Here is a 15945-nt window from a genome sequence, read left to right on the forward strand (position 1 = left end):
GACTGTGGCCCAAGGACGGCCGGCCCGCACCCATCCCGACAGGGCCCGCGAAATTCTGGACAAATTGGCGCATCGATGCGTCATCTGCCGGGTTTGGCGCGGACGTCTTTCGTCGAGAACCAGACGTCGCCGAAGATGGCCGTGGCGGTGCGGTCCGGCGCCTTGTCGCTCGTCAGCCAGATCGAGCGGCTGCGCGTGGCCTGCTCCGGTGTCGGAATCTTCGCCGCAAGATCCGCGACCGAGGCACCGAAGCACGGAATGAACCAGGAGCGCATGAAGGGATTGCAGGCCAAGCCCTTCTCGGTGCGGGTCACCAGCACAGCAAGCGGGACGCGCTCGGCCGGGCGCCAGGGGAAGATCATGCGGCCGTCGGGGCGCAACGCTTTCAGCCATCCGGCCGGCGGCGCGACGACGCCGGCGTTGACATAGATGATGTTGGATGGCGGCAGGGGTGTGGTCACGGCATCGCCGTGGACGACAGTCGCATTGCCATAGGCTTCGAGATTCTTGCGCGCCAGCTCGGCCAGTCTGTCGTCGAGTTCGAGGGCGGTGACGGTGCCGCCAGGTGAAACCAGCCTGGCCAGCACGGCGGAGTAGTAGCCGGTGCCGGCGCCGATATGCGTGACGGCCTCGCCGGGTTTCGGCGCCAGTTTTCCGATCCACATGGCGTGCAGGAACGGCTCGCCATTGTTGATGCCCTTGTCGGCGTCGAGCGCCACCAGGACGTTCTGGTAGACATGGGCCGGGTCGGCGCTCGGCGTGGTGATCTTGTCGCCGCTGGCGACGATCGTCCACGGTCCCGGGCCGAGAAAGGCTTCGCGCGGCACGCTGGCGAACACCTCTTCCAGGCGTGGATCCGATGAGGCGGCATTGGCCGCCATCAGCCGCGCGTAGAATCTCCTGATGTCTTCAATGTTGCTCATGATGCCTGGAAAGATAGCGCCATTTGGCGGTTTGTCGCGCCATCCGGCGAAACCTCAACCGACCCCGAACATCGTGTCGTAGAGCAGTTTGAAATTGAGCACGAGGATGATCGCCGCGACCACCCAGGCAAGGGCTGCGACGCCGCGCGGAATGGCGAGGTTGCCCATCTTCTTCTTGTCGGAGACGAACTGCACCAGCGGCACCACCGCGAAGGGCAGCTGCATCGACAGGATCACCTGGCTGAACACCAGCAGCTGGCCAGTGCCTTTCTCGCCATAAAGTGCAGTGACGACCACCACCGGGACGATGGCGAGGCCGCGCGTCAGAAGCCGCCGTGCCCAGTTGGGAATGCGCAGGCGCAGGAAGCCTTCCATGACGATCTGGCCGGCGAGCGTCGCGGTCACCGTCGAGTTCAGGCCCGAGGCGAGCAGCGCCACGGCGAACAGGATGGAGGCGATGCCGAGGCCCAGCAGCGGCGACAAGAGCTCGAAGGCCTGGCCGATCTCGGCGACGTCCTGGTGGCCGGTGTCGTGGAAGGCGACGGCCGAGACGATCAGGATGGCGGCGTTGACGAACAAAGCCAGCATCAGGGCGATGGTGGAGTCCGTCGTTGCCCATTTGATGGCGTCGCGCTTGCCCTTTTCGGTGCGCTCATAGGCACGGGTCTGCACGATCGAGGAGTGCAAATAGAGATTATGCGGCATGACCGTGGCGCCGATGATGCCGATGGCGATGTAAAGCATTGCCGGATTGGTGACGATCTCCGACGACGGCACGAACATCGCATGCAGGATCGTGCCGGCCGGTGGGGCGGCGACGAAGATCTGGATGGCAAAGCAGCTGAAGATGATGATCAAAAGCGCGATGACGAAGGCTTCGAGATAACGGAACCCCTTGTTCATTAACAGCAGCACGAGGAAGGCGTCGAGCGCGGTGAGCATGGCGCCGCCGACCAGCGGAATGCCGAACAGAAGCTGCAAGGCGATCGCCGTGCCGATGACTTCGGCGAGGTCACAGGCGATGATGGCGAGTTCGCAGGCGATCCACAGCACGAAATTGACCGGGCGGGGGTAGTAGGCGCGGCAGGCCTGGGCGAGGTCGCGGCCGGTGGCGATGCCAAGCCGGGCGGCCAGCGCCTGCAGGAGGATCGCCATCAGGTTGGACAGCATGATGATGAACAAAAGCGTGTAGCCGAACTGGGCGCCGCCAGCGAGGTCGGTCGCCCAGTTGCCCGGGTCCATATAACCGACCGAAACCATGTAGCCTGGCCCCATGAAGGCGAAGAGGCGACGGAACCAGGCGCCGGAGCTCGGCACGGCGATGGTGGAATTGACTTCGCGCAGGCTGGGCTGATCGTCCTCGTCCAGTCCGGCGAACCGCCATGAGGAACGGGGGGCTGTGGCTTCTGCGTCTGACATGAAAAGGCTTCCGCGACTTATGGGGGATATCGGCAAGCTATGCCATGGCTCAACATTATGCAATAGGCTATATTTCATTGTTTGTGCTTTTTGTCGGCGCTCGGCCAGGTTTGCGAAGCGGCGAAGTGGAAACGCCGGTTGCGCCTGTGGGGGAATGCAAATAAACGGCCTGAAGAATCAGAGCCCGTGCTATAAAAGCGCCGACGGCCAAACTCCCGAGGAGGAGCGCGCATTGGCGCTGAAGAACAGACCGGTCCCGCGTGAGCCACTGCCCGACGCCGATGTCCACTCGGAAGGGTTCCGGCAGCAGCGCCAAGCGCGCCGCAGCGCGCTGGTCGAGGATTATGTCGAGCTGATCGCCGATTTGATCGAGGACGGCAACGAGGCGCGCCAGGTCGACATCGCCGCGCGGCTCGGCGTTGCCCAGCCGACGGTGGCCAAGATGCTGACACGGCTGTGCGCCGACGGGCTGGTGTCGAGAAAACCCTATCGCGGTGTGTTCCTGACCGAGGCCGGCCGCAAGGTCGCGGAGGAGAGCCGCATCCGCCACCAGACGGTGGAAGCCTTCCTGCGCTCGCTCGGCGTCAGCGCCGAGACGGCGCGCATCGATGCCGAGGGCATCGAGCACCATGTCAGCGCCGAGACGCTGGAAGCGTTCCGCAAGGCGATGACGGCGCCGCGCTAGAGCATTTCACCGTTTCATTGAAACGGCGAACTGCTCTAACTCTTTGTTTTTGCAATTCCGGACGGAAAACCGCTCACACTTTTCCTGGAATTTCTCTAAGGCGCCCAGCCGTTGTCCGGAGAGGTGGAACCGCCGCACCTTACGCACGTTGCTCCTGACAGTGCGCGATTGTCGCGCCAAGGGAGGAAGCAATGGGCGTCGAACAGGCACCGACCGCGAAAGGCAAGCAGGCGGCCAAGGGATTGAAACAGGCGGCGGCGAAGGACGAGCGCAAGACCGAGGCCGAAACCGGGCGCCCGCTGGAAAAGGGCGCCGCGCGTTTCGAGGAACGTTCGAAAAGCTCCGACGGCAAGAGCGCCGGGGCCAAGCAGAAAAGCTGAGGCCGCGCCGTGGTCAGCGGCAGGCGGAAGCTGTCTGTTCAGCGGCCGGTTGTCCTCCGCTATGGCTCCGGGCGTTCGAGCCCTTTGAAAGGTCCACGGGACCTTTCAACTTGCCTGCGAACCGTTCTCTCACTCACGGACATCCTGCACCCAGCTTCTGGGGTGGCCGTCGACGCGGAACTGGAAGATGAAATAGGGTGGGATGCAGGTGCCTTCGCCGGGCTTGTCCTGGGGCAGGTCATCGTAGCCGGCGGTGCAGATATAGTCCTCGCGGCAGGGATGCGCCTTGTCGCAGGCGCGCAGGCCGGCGGTTTTGGTGAATTCCCGGGTGCAGAATTTGTGGTCCTTGCCGGACGCGATGCAGTCGTTGAAGCCGGTCTTGGCGAGACGGCCGCATGTCGCCTCGTCGGGAAGCTTGTCGCAGGTCGCCTTGCGCAGCATGCCGCCGGGAAAGCCGCCGGTCTTCTGATCGGGGTTGTCGTAGCGCTGGCGCGCGGCGCCATAGCCGGCGAGCTTGACCACCGGCTTCTTGTCGCGTGCCGGGTCGATGGCGCAGGCCTTGGCGGTGGCCGGTGACAGGCGGCAATACTGATCGTTGCCCCATGTCGACATTTTGATCTCGCCGAATTCGACCGGGTCGCCGACCGCGGTGCCCTTCTCGCTGACGCAAGTGCCGAAGCCCGGATGGATGGCGCTTTCGTGGACGCCGGCGCAGCGCAGGCCAGAGCCGCAGGTCCAGTCCTTGAAGCTTGCGTCCTCGCCGCGATAGCAGATCGAGCCCCAGCCATTGTAGAGGTCGGTGCCCTTCAGCGCTTCGGCATATTTCTGGTCCGGACGCGCGGCGAAACCTTTGGTGAAATCCGGATGGCCACCGGCAGCGAATTGCTCGACGATAGCGCGGCGGCGCGGCAGGTCGGCGAAGAACACCGCCGATCCCGGCACGAAGACGGCGTTGCGGCGCGGTTCGCTCGCCGGGTCGGCGCCAGTATAGTGGAAGCCGGCAATGCCATGCGTCTGGTGGCAGCCGGTGCAACTCATCTCGTTCAGCCGCAAATTGAAGCCGGCCACCGACTTGATGGTGGCGAGCGTGTTGCCCCTGGCGACGTAATCCTTCAGCGCCTTGTCGATATCGGCGTCGTCGACCAGCCCATAGGCGATGTTGTTCTGCGAGCGGCTCAAGCCTCCTGGTGCGACGGATACGGCGCTCTTCGCCAGGAATTTTTCGTCGATGAGCAGCCGGCCATGGTCGAGGTCGTAGATGTTGCGGTCGGTAAGCAGCCATTTGGCGAAGGACGGTCTGTCGGCCAGCACCGTCGCCCGGTCGATCTGGTTCTCCATCCTCGATTCATAGAAGCTTGAGGTCGCCGGACTCCATTTGAAGATTTTCAGCAGATATTCGGCGTGGCCGCCGAAATCGCGCCGCGTCGAGGCCGAGAGCCGCAGCACCTGCATGTTGAGCTCGAGCCGCATGATCTGCGAGGAATTGAGCATCGCGCCGGACAGCGGCCCTTCGTCGGAACGCAGCCAGGCGGCCAACTGCTCGGGCGGCAGGTCCTTTTGGCCTGCTGCAAGCCAGCGCTGGGCGACGTCGGCGCAGGATACGTCGGTGGCGCTCGGCAGATCCTTCGAGGCGCGCGCCTGTGCCCGCACGGGCTTGGCGTTGAACACCAGGCTCATGGTCAGCGGCAGGCGCGAAGAGATGCGCTGCGCCACCTTGCCCTTGGCCGGCTTTTCGGCGACCGAATAGTGGAAGCGATAGATCAGCCGGATCTCGCCGCATTCGGTGTGGCCAAGATAGCCGCGATCCATGCGGTTGACGACGCCGGTCAGGTCCAGCGTCGAGCCGTCATCGTCGATGTATTTCGGATTGAATTTCTGGCTGGTGTCGCTCGATCTGGCCATGGCGGCGACATAGGGGTCTGGGCTGGTCTTCGGCTCGTCCGATATCTCCTGCTTGACAGTGTCGCGCACCGTGGCCAGGGCCGGCACGGAAAACAGGCCGCGATTGTCGACGTCGCGGGTGAGGCCGAGCGCGGGGCCGAGCAGGCGGCTGATGGAGAGGCCGCCGCGCTCCAGCGCCTGCAAGGTGGCGGGATCGGTGACAGCGACACTGGAATCGAGCGTGACCGCGCCGGCCGACCCGATCTCAAGGCAACCCAATGCCATCAGCAACGGCAGGAATTGGCCAATGATCCGCAAGCGCCCCTCGCTACACAGAAAATCAAACACTAGCGGTCTTCCCGATCTTCGGCCATGGGGCGACAGTCGCAGCAACGAACTTGGCGGCAAGAGTTCCGTCTGCTTCAATCCAAGGCATGAGCGAGGCCGCTCGCCGGCTTTGATCGCCTAAAGGCCATCGAAAAACACTGTGACTTGGCGCAACCATTGGGATAATTGTTTGTTGGGTTGAGCCGGCCTTGCCGGAGCAACGAGGAAGTTTATCACGGGGAGTTGCCATGCTCTGGAGAGGCCGTCGTCAGAGTGACAATATCGAGGACGACCGCAGCGACAGCGGCGGCGGCGGGATCGGCGGCGGTGGCGGCTTCCAGCTCCCCATCGGCGGCCGGACGGGTGGCGGCGGCAGCATCATCCTCGTCATCCTGGTGGTGATCGCCGGATGGTATTTCGGCTTCGATCCCTCGGCGATCCTGGGCGGTGGCGATGGCGGCCTGTTGCCGGGCGGCGGTGGCCAGATCACCGACAATGGCGGCGGCCAGGGCAGCGGCACAGCACCCGCCAATGACGAGATGAAGCAGTTCGTGGCGACCGTGCTGGCCGAGACCGAGGACACCTGGACCGGCATCTTCAAGTCGCAAGGCCTGACCTATGAGGACCCGAAGCTGGTGTTGTTTTCCGGCCAGGTCCGTTCGGCCTGCGGCTTTGCCTCGGCGGCGGCCGGCCCGTTCTATTGTCCGGGCGACCACAAGGTCTATCTCGACATGACCTTCTTCCAGGAGCTCGATCAAAAGTTCGGCGCTGCCGGTGAGTTCGCGCGGGCCTATGTCATCGCACATGAGGTCGGTCATCACGTGCAGAACCTCACCGGCATCATGGGCAAGTTCAACCAGATGCGGCAAGGCATGAGCGAAGCCGATGCCAACCAGCTGTCGGTGCGCATCGAGTTGCAGGCCGACTGCTTCGCCGGCGTGTGGGCGCACTACACCGCGCAGAAGGGCATTCTGGAGCAGGGTGATATCGAAAGCGCGCTGAACGCGGCCAAGCAGATCGGCGACGACACGCTGCAGAAGAAGATGCAGGGCTATGTCGTGCCGGAAAGCTTCAACCATGGCACCTCGCAGCAGCGGCAGACCTGGCTGGCGCGCGGCTACAAGAGCGGCAAGCTGTCGGACTGCAACACGATGAGTGGACCGCTTTAAGCACTCGACTTACCGCAATTCCCTGATGGCGAAGACGCCGTCAGGGGGTGTCAGGATCAAACATTCCTGCCTGTTCTCGCATTGTTCCTTTTTGCGGGTTCGCCTATAAGGTGCGTCCGCCTGCGCCAAGGCGGCCGGAGGAGCTTGACCCGTCATGATCGACCCCAAAACCGCCAGGCGGGGCCTCGCGCTCGTTTTCACCACGCTGCTGCTCGACATTATCGGCTTCGGCATGATCATGCCGGTGCTGCCGGCTTTTCTCAGGGAATTGACCGGCGTCGGCATTAGTGAAGCGGCGATCGAAGGCGGCTGGCTGTTCTTCGTCTATGCGGCCATGCAGTTCTTCTTCGCGCCGATCATGGGCGGCTTGAGCGACCGGTTCGGCCGGCGGCCGATCCTGCTTGCCTCGGTGCTGACCTTCTCCATCGACAATCTGATCTGCGCCATCGCCTGGTCCTATCCGATGCTGTTCATCGGCCGTGTGCTGGCCGGCATTTCGGGCGCCAGCTATTCGACGACGTCGGCCTTCATCGCCGACATCTCGAATGATGAGAACCGGGCGAAGAATTTCGGCCTGCTCGGCATTGCCTTTGGTGTCGGCTTCGTGATCGGGCCGGTGCTGGGCGGATTGCTCGGCACGTTCGGACCGCGCGTGCCGTTCTTTTTCGCCGCTGGCCTCGCCTTTGTGAACTTCCTGATCGCGATGTTCTTCCTGCCCGAAACGCTGGATGAAAAGCATCGCCGCCGCTTCGAGTGGAAGCGCGCCAATCCGGTCGGCACTCTGCTGCAGATGCGCCAGTATCAGGGCATCGGCTGGATCGGGCTGGTCTTCTTCCTGATGACGCTCGGCCACATGATGTATCCGGCGGTGTGGTCGTTCGTCTCCAACTACCGCTATGGCTGGAGCGAGCAGCAGATCGGTTTTTCGCTGGGGGCCTTCGGCCTGTGCGGCGCGATCGTCATGGGCACGGTGTTGCCGCGCGTGATCCCCAGGCTCGGCGAATGGAGAACCGCGGTGATCGGCCTGACGTTCACGGCGGCGAGCGCGTTCGGCTATGCCTTCGCCTCGCAGGGCTGGATGATCTATGCGGTGATCGTCGTCGGCTGCCTGGAAGCGCTGGCCGATCCGCCGCTCAGAAGCCTCGCCGCCGCCAAGGTCCCACCTTCGGCACAAGGCGAACTGCAGGGCGCGATGACCTCGATCTTCTCGATCACCTCGATCATCACGCCGCTGCTCTACACCGCGATCTTCTCCTGGTTCACCGGACCAAGCGCGCCCGTGACCTTCGGCGGGGCGCCCTATCTGGTCGGTGCGTGTTTCCTGCTGCTGGCGGTTATCGTCTTCGTCACCAAGGTGGCGAGGCCGGCAACGGTCACAAATGTCACCACCGATGTCGCCGAAGATGGAGCGCAGGCATGAGCCATGACAGCCGCATCGCATTGACCAAGGAAGGGGTGTCGCTGTCGCGGCTGGTCTTCGGTGCATGGCGCCTGCTCGACGGTGACGCCCGCCCGGATGCCGATCAAGTCGCCCGGCTGATCGCCACCGCCGTCGACCTCGGCCTGACCAGTTTCGACCATGCCGACATCTATGGGAATTACGAGGTGGAAGCGGCGTTCGGCGCCGGGCTGTCGCGCTGGAAAGGCAAGCGCGAGGAGATCGAGCTGATCTCGAAATGCGACATCATGCTGGCCTCGGCCAACCGGCCGCAAAACCGGCTGAAGCACTATGACACCAGCGCCGCCCACATAAATGCCTCGGTCGACCGCTCGCTTGGCAATCTCGGCACCGATTATCTCGACCTGTTGCTGCTGCACCGGCCGGACCCGCTGATGGATGCCGACGAGACGGCGGCGGCATTGGCCGGACTGGTCAAGGCGGGCAAGGTGAGGGCGGTCGGCGTTTCCAATTTCACGCCGTCGCAGTTCGATCTCCTGGCCTCGCGGCTGCCGTTCGCGCTCGCCACCAACCAGATCGAGATGTCGGTGCTGAAGACGTCCGCGTTGACCGACGGCAGCCTCGACCATGCGCAGCGTCTGGGCTACGCGCCGATGATCTGGTCGCCGCTCGGCGGCGGCTCGCTGTTCACCGGCAAGGAAGCCCGAGAAGCTCGGGTGCGGGCAGCGCTCGCGGCGGTGGCCGCCGAAGTCGGCGCCGGCGATCTCGCCGCCGTTGCCATCGCCTGGCTGCTGCGGCATCCGGCCCGGCTGGTGCCAGTGCTGGGTTCGATGAGGCCGGAACGGCTGGCGGCCATGGTCAAGGCGCTCGACATCGTGCTCGATCGCCAGCAATGGTTCGCCATACTGGAGGCGAGCGAAGGCCGGCCGGTGGCGTAAGTTCAGGGATTAGGATTCAATCCACTCGGCAGGGACATCCAACGTCTTTGCCAGCATCGCGCTGGTCTGTGCCGATGGCTTGCGGCGATTGGATTCGAGGTCCGACAGGAAGCCCTGGCTGACACCGATCGCACTGGCCAATTCTGCTTGTGTCAGTTTGCGCCAGTTGCGAAGCGCCTTTAGGCGGCTGGAACCCCGCAAAATATCCATGGTTACGTCACCGGGCAGGGCCTTCTCGGTTTCGAGTTCAGCCTTCCGTTCGTCGTAGATCGCTACATCCGCGGCGTCTTTGAGGGCTTCTTCGGCGGCATGCAGCAATGCCTCGTAATCAGCCTTCGGGATGACGACCAGTTCTTCGCCGGTTGAGGTCTTTATGATTTGCGGGGCGTTCATGATGTCCTGTCCTATGGCCGACTGTAAGTCGTCGTCTCACGCTTGCCGATGTAGATCGCAAGGATGGTGGCGCGATCTTCATCGAATATGACGCGGTAGCGGCCGATCCGCAGCCTGTAGCCGTCCCTGCCGGAAAGACGCTTTACATCTCCACGGCCGGTGACGGCGTAAGCGATCAAACCTTCGGAGACCTGCTCGCGAATATCGGCGGGCAGGTTGTCGAGATCGCGAGCCGCCGATACCGAAAGGATGATCGTCTTCACGAAGAGCAATATCGCAGATTTATCGCTACGAGTTAAGCGATATTATCGCAAATCGCCAATCTTGCAGGATCAGGCCCGTTCGGCCAGCAATTCCTCGCCGCGCTTTTCGCGGATCAGGTTGACGAAGCGGCGGAACAGATAGTGCGAATCCTGCGGGCCGGGCGAGGCTTCGGGGTGATGCTGGACCGAGAACACCGGACGGCCGGTGAGCGCGATGCCGCAGTTCGAACCGTCGAACAGCGAGACATGGGTTTCCTCGACGCCCTCGGGCAGCGAGTTCGGCATCGACGGCAAAGCCGTGGTTCATCGAGACGATCTCGACCTTGCCGGTGGTGTGGTCCTTGACCGGATGGTTGGCACCGTGATGACCCTGGTGCATCTTGGCGGTCCTGCCGCCGAGCGCAAGCGCCAGCATCTGGTGGCCGAGGCAGATGCCGAAGACCGGGATGTCGGTCTTGAGCAAATCCTGGATGACCGGCACGGCATAGCCGCCGGTGGCTTCCGGGTCGCCGGGGCCGTTGGACAGGAAGATGCCGTCCGGCTGCATGGCAAGGATTTCTTCCGAGCCGGTGCTGGCCGGAACCACGGTGACCTTGGCGCCGAGGCCGGCAAGCAGGCGCAAGATGTTGCGCTTGACGCCGTAGTCGATGGCGACGACATGCAGCGAGGGCTCAGCCTGTTCGCCAAAGCCTTCGTTCCACACCCACGGCGTCTCGCGCCAGACCGAGGACTGGCCCGAGGTGACCTCCTTGGCGAGATCGAGCCCGATGAGGCCCGACCAGGCGGCGGCGCGCTGCTTCAGATCGTCGAGGTCGAAGACGCCGTCGGGCGCATGCGCGATGACGGCGTTGGGCATGCCCTTTTCGCGGATCAGCGCGGTGAGCGCACGGGTGTCGATGCCCGACAGTGCGACGATGCCGCGCTTCTTCAGCCACTGGTCGAGGCCACCCGCGGCGCGGTAGTTGGACGGGTTGGTGACATCGGCCTTGAACACGGCGCCGACGGCGCCGGCGCGGGCGGCCGGGTTGAGGTCCTCGATGTCCTCGCCATTGGTGCCGATGTTGCCGATATGCGGGAAGGTGAAGGTGACGATCTGGCCGGCATAGGACGGGTCGGTGAGGATTTCCTGGTAGCCGGTGAGCGCCGTGTTGAAGCAGACTTCGGCGACGGCGGAACCGGTGGCGCCGAGGCCGCGGCCCTCGATGACGGTGCCGTCGGCCAGCACCAGCAGGGCGGTCGGCTTTTCGGTTGCCCAGGCGGGCGTCATCTCGGCCATGGCGGCACTCCTATCAGGCTGCGTTCCATGGGCCCGGCGGGCCATCCGCGCAGCAAACGACGCCGCGCCGATTTCTCGAGCCCCAGCGCGTCAATTCATTGTCTTATGCAAGGCCGAGTACATAGGGGAAGGTGCCAGAACGGTCAATGATACAGCCAGGGACCGGGATCGATTTATTTCGTCGAACAATATCAGTGGCTTGCCGCCCCATCCGGGATTTGCCTTGTGCTCCCGGCAAGGTTATGGTCCGCGCCGTTCGAAGGAGAGAAGCACAATGCGCGGAAAAATCGCCGAATCCCTGAAGAGCGCGATGAAGGCGCAGGACAAGCACCGGCTGCCGACATTGCGGCTGATCCAGGCCGCCATCCATGACCGCGACATCGCCAATCGCGGTTCCGGCAAGGACCCCGCCAGCGACGAGGAGATCCTGCAGATCCTGGCCAAGATGGTGAAGCAGCGCGAGGAATCGGCCAAGGCCTTCGAAGACGGCAAGCGCCCGGAACTGGCCGCTCAGGAACGCGGCGAGATGGAGATCATCCGCGGCTTCCTGCCGACGCAGCTCGACGATGCGGCGATCGCGGCGGCGGCACGCGAGGCGATTGCCGAAACCGGTGCGGCCAGCCAGAAGGACATGGGCAAGGTGATCGCCGCGCTGAAGCAGAAATATGCCGGCCAGATGGATTTCAGCAAGGCGAGCGGCATCGTCAAGGGGCTGCTGCAGTAGGGGGTGTTAAGGGCACCGCCAAGTCTGGCCTTGCGGCTCGAGCGCGAGGCGTAAGGCCGGCGCTTCCTGCTGGACATGATCCCATAACCGGTTGGCCACTGGCCCGTGCGGCCGGTCGCGGCGGCGCGCCACCACGAGTTCTTCGATACGGCCAGGCATGGGGCGGCCGGCAATGGAGTTCAGGCGGCCGTCGCGGAGCTCTTCCTCGATCAGGAAGCGGGGCAAATGGCCCCAGCCTAGGCCCTGCAGGATGATCTCCTTCTTCATGCCCTGGTCGGCCACCAGGCATTGTGGCGCGCCTTCGATCAGCGAATAGCTTTGTTGTGGCGAATGGCGGGAGGTGTCGCGCATGACGCATTGGGTGAGTGCCTGCAGCTGGTCGGGCGTGATCGGCTCTTTGATACGTTCCGGCAGAAAGCCAGGCGCCACCACGGGAATGAACGGCACCTTGCAGAGATCGACCCACTCCACCCGCGCATCGCCCTTGTCGATCCAGTGCAGGATCAGATCGGCCTCGTCGTCGAAGAGGCGCTCCCACGGACCGCCGACGGCCTCGAAGTGCAGATGCAGGCGCGTGCCCGGGCATTGGGCGAAGAAGCGCCCGAGCATGCCCAGCACTTGCGGGCGCGGGCAGAGGTCGCCGATCACGACATGGATCTCGCTTTCCTCACCCATCGAGAGCTGGGCGGCGTGCACCCGCAGGCCCTCCAGTTCGCGCAGCAGCGATTGCGCCCGGCGGTGGAACGACAGCCCCGCCTCGGTCGGGCGCACGCGATAGCCGCTGCGATCCAGAAGAACTAGATCGAGCTGCCGTTCGAGTTTGGCGACGGCGGCGAACACCGCCGGGTGCGAGCGATGCAGCAGGACGGCTGCCGGCTGGAAACCGCCGGTGCGGATCACCGCATCGAAACATTGCAGATCGTGCAAGGTGAAGTTGGTCATGTCAGCTTTGACTACAGAGTTTGTCCTATCTTTGTAATATCAACAAAAACATGTCGCGGCTACGCTCCGCCTCATTCAAACGTTCCAGAAGGAATTTTCATCATGAGTGAGCTGAATTTCGTGACTGTCGGCGATGGCACGCGCATCGGCTATCGCTTCGACGGCGATGCCGCAAAGCCGGTGCTGGTGCTGTCGAACTCCATCGGCACCACGCTGCACATGTGGGACGGGCAGGTCGGCGAATTGTCCAGGCATTTCCGCGTTCTGCGCTACGATTTTCGCGGCCATGGCGGGTCAAGCGTCCCAGTCGGCGCCTCTTCGCTCGACCGGCTTGGCCGCGACGTGATCGAGTTGCTCGATGCGCTCGGCCTTGGTCGTGTGCATTTCCTCGGCCTGTCGCTCGGCGGCTTCGTCGGGCAGTGGCTCGGCATCCATGCGCCCGAACGCGTCGACCGGCTGATCCTGAGCAACACCTCGTCTCATCTCGGGCCGGCCAGCTATTTCGACGAGCGGATTGCCGTTGTCCGGCAGGCGCCGGACATGTCGGAAACCGCCGAAATCTTCCTCAACAACTGGTTCCCCGCGCGGATGGTGGCGGCCAACGCACCGGTGATTGAGGAGTTTCGTACTATGCTGCTGGCGATCGACCGACAAGGCCTGGCAGGCCTGTTCGCCGCGGTTCGCGACGCCGATCTTCGTCGCACGGTGGCGCTGATCAACCGGCCGACGCTGGTGATCGCCGGCGAGCACGACAAGGTGACGGCGGCCAGCCACAGCGAGCTGATCGCCGCAGCGGTGCCCGGCGCGAAGCTGGTTGTCCTGCCCGCGGTTCACCTGTCAAACGTCGAGTATCCGGCAGAGTTCATAGAGGCGGTGCTCGATTTCCTGCACTGAACCGGCGCGGGGTGAGTGAGGTTCGCAGCCTGTTATGGAGCGGACTTCACGGCTTGCACATCGGCAGCGGCTGCGCGGGTGGTGCGGGATGATCCTTCTTGTACTGGGCGATCATCGGCTCGAGGGTTTTTTGCGGCCAGAATTTCGGTGCGCCAATTTCCTTCAGGCAGGATGCGTTCCAGTAATGCGCCTCGCCGGATGGCGAATGGCCTTTCGCCGCCTGCGCAACGGCGGCGATGTCGCGCGATTCCGGGTAGATGTAGAGCGTCGTCGGGTTGTCCTTGACCATGGCGATGATCTGCTGCGCATCCGCCGGCGACCAGCTGGTGCAGCCATTGCTGCGGCCGCCGGCATAGTCCACCAGCTTGCCGAACGGCACCAGACCATCATGGTCGGCATAGGAGCTGTTGGGGCTTTTGCGCATGCACATGGCCCGCAGCACCTGCGCCGCGTGGCCGCCGATCACGCGCTGCCTGGCATTGGCGGCTTCGCCTTCGCCGTCGAACTGGATGAAGGTGCGCAGGAAAGCCGCGTCCTGTTTGGCGCCGGTGCGATAAAAACCCTTGAACGACGTTTTCGACTCCCGGGTCATGTAGGCGCCACCGGCCGTCAGTTCCGAATCCATGGCATTGCCGAAATTCTTGGAGCACCGCCTGCCGTTTGAAAAATCGACCGTGCCCTTCAGGTTCTTGCCGGCCCCGTGACCCGATGCGATAGCGCGAAACGACTGGCTGGCTTCGCAGACGACGTAGTACCGGCGCCCGAGCACGCCATTGCCGAGATCGCCGGGACGTGTCGCATCCATGGCGAAATAGCAGGGGTTCCTGACCGCGCCTTGCGCCACCTTTTTCTGGTAAAGCGCGCTCGCTCGCTCCAGCACCACTTGAGAGATCTGGCCATCACTGTCGCCGATATGCGCCTGCAGCCAGGCCGGGATAGCCGAGGGCGCGGCGAAGGATCGAACCGTCGCCGTCAGGGCAATGACGATGATGAGAAGGCTGAGGGTGACGACGACACCCAACGAGACAGATCTCAACCGCACCGGTTCAATTCTCCTGCCGAAGCCATGCGAATCTTTGGCGGTGTTATATCCGCAATCAATCATAAAATGTCCCGCGCCCATCGGCGAGACACATCTTGTTCAGCGCGCCTGGTAACGATCGTTTTGCGATCAACCAGCCGCACTGCAGGTCAACCCAGCACAGTTGCGCGCGGCCAAGCCAAGCTGGACAGGCTGGGAGGACGATCTATAACTATCAATAGCAAAATAATTATGGATCGTCTTGAATGGATCCCCTCAGTGACGTCATTGTTCTTCTGCAACCCAGCACGGCGATTTCCAAGCCCATCAAGGGTCGTGGCCGATGGGGTATCCGTTACGCCGCATATGATGCGCCCGGCTTCACCATAATCGTGGAGGGGACGTGCTGGATCGCGTTCGAGGGCCAGGATCCGGTCAAGTTCGAGAAAGGCGACTTCCTCCTCTTGCCTTCCACACCGCCATTCTCCCTCAGCAGCCATCCGGGCATCGACTGTGAGCTCAGGGCGCCGATGGACATTGCCATCCGGCACGGTGACCCAGATGGAGAGCCCGACTTTGTCGCGCTCGGCGGTACGTTCCGGATCGAGCCGGTCAACGCCCCGCTCCTGGTTGCGCTCCTTCCGAGCGTCATTCACGTGCCGGTATCGCAGGGGCGTTCCGGCAGGCTTGGCAAGGTTATCGAGCTCATCATGGAAGAGTGCGAGAACGAAGATCCGGGCAAGGAAATGGTTTTGCAGAGATTGCTTGAGGTTCTGCTCGTGGAAGCGCTGCGATGGCATGGCATCGCCTACGGCGCAGCTGGCCTGCTCAGCGGGATGCGGGACCCGGTGCTCGCGCGCGTGCTGCGCGCAATGCACGAGGATGTCCGGGCGGGCTGGACGGTCGCGGAACTCGCTAGGGTTGCCGGGCTCTCGCGGTCGGCGTTCGCGGCTCGCTTTGTGGACGTGCTGGGTTGCGGCCCGATCGAGTATCTGGCTCGCTGGCGCATGGCGCTGGCCAAGGATGCTCTCATCCGCGGCTCGAAAACCTTGGACAAAATAGCAGATGAGATCGGCTACGAGTCAGCCAGCGCCTTCAGCACGGCCTTCAGGAAACGGCTTGGCTGCTCGCCGGGAAGGTTCGCCCGCGGCGGCGGTGTCGGCGTAACCGGCTGAGGCTGTTCCCTCGCGGCGAGGCCTCTTCAAACGCTTCCGCTGATAGCCCCGTCCACCTGCTCTCGCTCGCCCTAAGCGATTTTTGGACAGTTGGAAATAAAAATCGGACTATCAATTATAGATCGTCTGCGTTGGC

The 15945-nt window shown here is 63.4% G+C and carries 15 protein-coding genes and 1 pseudogene; 8 read left to right on the forward strand and 8 right to left on the reverse strand.

Annotated features, from left to right (window positions below; all coding sequences use genetic code 11):
* Positions 1-80: 80 nt before the first annotated feature.
* Together AC0V8S_RS13265 and AC0V8S_RS13270 are read right to left on the reverse strand one after the other, a co-directional pair.
* Positions 81-923, reverse strand: coding sequence for a protein-L-isoaspartate O-methyltransferase family protein (locus tag AC0V8S_RS13265; protein ID WP_475437945.1), 843 nt, complete (start codon positions 921-923; stop codon positions 81-83).
* Between the two features lie 54 nt (positions 924-977).
* Positions 978-2342: an Nramp family divalent metal transporter gene (locus tag AC0V8S_RS13270; protein ID WP_475437946.1), complete on the reverse strand. Its 1365-nt coding sequence runs from the start codon at positions 2340-2342 to the stop codon at positions 978-980.
* Positions 2343-2574: 232 nt separating this feature from the next.
* Here AC0V8S_RS13270 and mntR point away from each other — a divergent pair, with 232 nt between their 5' ends.
* Positions 2575-3027: a manganese-binding transcriptional regulator MntR gene (gene mntR, locus AC0V8S_RS13275; RefSeq protein ID WP_027044183.1), complete on the forward strand. Its 453-nt coding sequence runs from the start codon at positions 2575-2577 to the stop codon at positions 3025-3027.
* A 191-nt stretch (positions 3028-3218) separates the two neighbouring features.
* The gene (locus AC0V8S_RS13280) at positions 3219-3407 is read left to right on the forward strand and encodes a hypothetical protein (RefSeq protein WP_096449109.1); all 189 of its coding nucleotides are present in this window, start codon (positions 3219-3221) and stop codon (positions 3405-3407) included.
* A 129-nt stretch (positions 3408-3536) separates the two neighbouring features.
* Here AC0V8S_RS13280 and AC0V8S_RS13285 read toward each other — a convergent pair whose 3' ends face one another.
* On the reverse strand, positions 3537-5606 hold the full coding sequence (locus AC0V8S_RS13285) for a hypothetical protein (RefSeq protein WP_475437947.1): 2070 nt from the start codon (positions 5604-5606) through the stop codon (positions 3537-3539).
* A gap of 257 nt (positions 5607-5863) precedes the next feature.
* Between AC0V8S_RS13285 and ypfJ the strand changes: the two genes are divergently transcribed.
* From ypfJ to AC0V8S_RS13300, 3 genes are all read left to right on the forward strand, one after another.
* Positions 5864-6784, forward strand: coding sequence for a KPN_02809 family neutral zinc metallopeptidase (ypfJ, locus tag AC0V8S_RS13290; protein WP_475437948.1), 921 nt, complete (start codon positions 5864-5866; stop codon positions 6782-6784).
* 154 nt (positions 6785-6938) lie between these two features.
* Positions 6939-8204, forward strand: a complete 1266-nt coding sequence (locus tag AC0V8S_RS13295) for a TCR/Tet family MFS transporter (RefSeq protein ID WP_475437949.1) — start codon at positions 6939-6941, stop codon at positions 8202-8204.
* Positions 8201-9121, forward strand: coding sequence for an aldo/keto reductase (locus AC0V8S_RS13300; RefSeq protein WP_183462220.1), 921 nt, complete (start codon positions 8201-8203; stop codon positions 9119-9121). Before AC0V8S_RS13295 ends, AC0V8S_RS13300 begins: the two co-directional genes overlap by 4 nt.
* Before the next feature lie 9 nt (positions 9122-9130).
* Here AC0V8S_RS13300 and AC0V8S_RS13305 read toward each other — a convergent pair whose 3' ends face one another.
* From AC0V8S_RS13305 to carA, 3 genes and pseudogenes are all read right to left on the reverse strand, one after another.
* Positions 9131-9514, reverse strand: a complete 384-nt coding sequence (locus AC0V8S_RS13305) for a helix-turn-helix domain-containing protein (RefSeq protein WP_183462218.1) — start codon at positions 9512-9514, stop codon at positions 9131-9133.
* 11 nt (positions 9515-9525) lie between these two features.
* On the reverse strand, positions 9526-9777 hold the full coding sequence (locus AC0V8S_RS13310) for a type II toxin-antitoxin system RelE family toxin (protein ID WP_183462216.1): 252 nt from the start codon (positions 9775-9777) through the stop codon (positions 9526-9528).
* Between the two features lie 69 nt (positions 9778-9846).
* Positions 9847-11053: pseudogene (gene carA / locus AC0V8S_RS13315) on the reverse strand (glutamine-hydrolyzing carbamoyl-phosphate synthase small subunit).
* Positions 11054-11327: 274 nt separating this feature from the next.
* On the opposite strand from carA, the gene AC0V8S_RS13320 reads away from it, so the two are divergent.
* Complete coding sequence (locus AC0V8S_RS13320) at positions 11328-11777, forward strand: GatB/YqeY domain-containing protein (protein WP_183462207.1); 450 nt, start codon at positions 11328-11330, stop codon at positions 11775-11777.
* Between the two features lie 6 nt (positions 11778-11783).
* Here the strand turns inward: AC0V8S_RS13320 and AC0V8S_RS13325 are convergent, their stop codons facing one another.
* Complete coding sequence (locus AC0V8S_RS13325) at positions 11784-12719, reverse strand: LysR family transcriptional regulator (RefSeq protein ID WP_475437950.1); 936 nt, start codon at positions 12717-12719, stop codon at positions 11784-11786.
* Between the two features lie 102 nt (positions 12720-12821).
* On the opposite strand from AC0V8S_RS13325, the gene AC0V8S_RS13330 reads away from it, so the two are divergent.
* Positions 12822-13613, forward strand: a complete 792-nt coding sequence (locus AC0V8S_RS13330) for an alpha/beta fold hydrolase (RefSeq protein WP_183462205.1) — start codon at positions 12822-12824, stop codon at positions 13611-13613.
* A 46-nt stretch (positions 13614-13659) separates the two neighbouring features.
* Here the strand turns inward: AC0V8S_RS13330 and AC0V8S_RS13335 are convergent, their stop codons facing one another.
* Entirely contained in the window at positions 13660-14655 is a 996-nt protein-coding gene (locus tag AC0V8S_RS13335; RefSeq protein WP_475437951.1) for a hypothetical protein, read from the reverse strand.
* Between the two features lie 245 nt (positions 14656-14900).
* On the opposite strand from AC0V8S_RS13335, the gene AC0V8S_RS13340 reads away from it, so the two are divergent.
* Positions 14901-15809: an AraC family transcriptional regulator gene (locus AC0V8S_RS13340; protein ID WP_183462202.1), complete on the forward strand. Its 909-nt coding sequence runs from the start codon at positions 14901-14903 to the stop codon at positions 15807-15809.
* Positions 15810-15945 lie beyond the last annotated feature (136 nt).

It is taken from the genome of Mesorhizobium oxytropidicola (assembly GCF_056174625.1).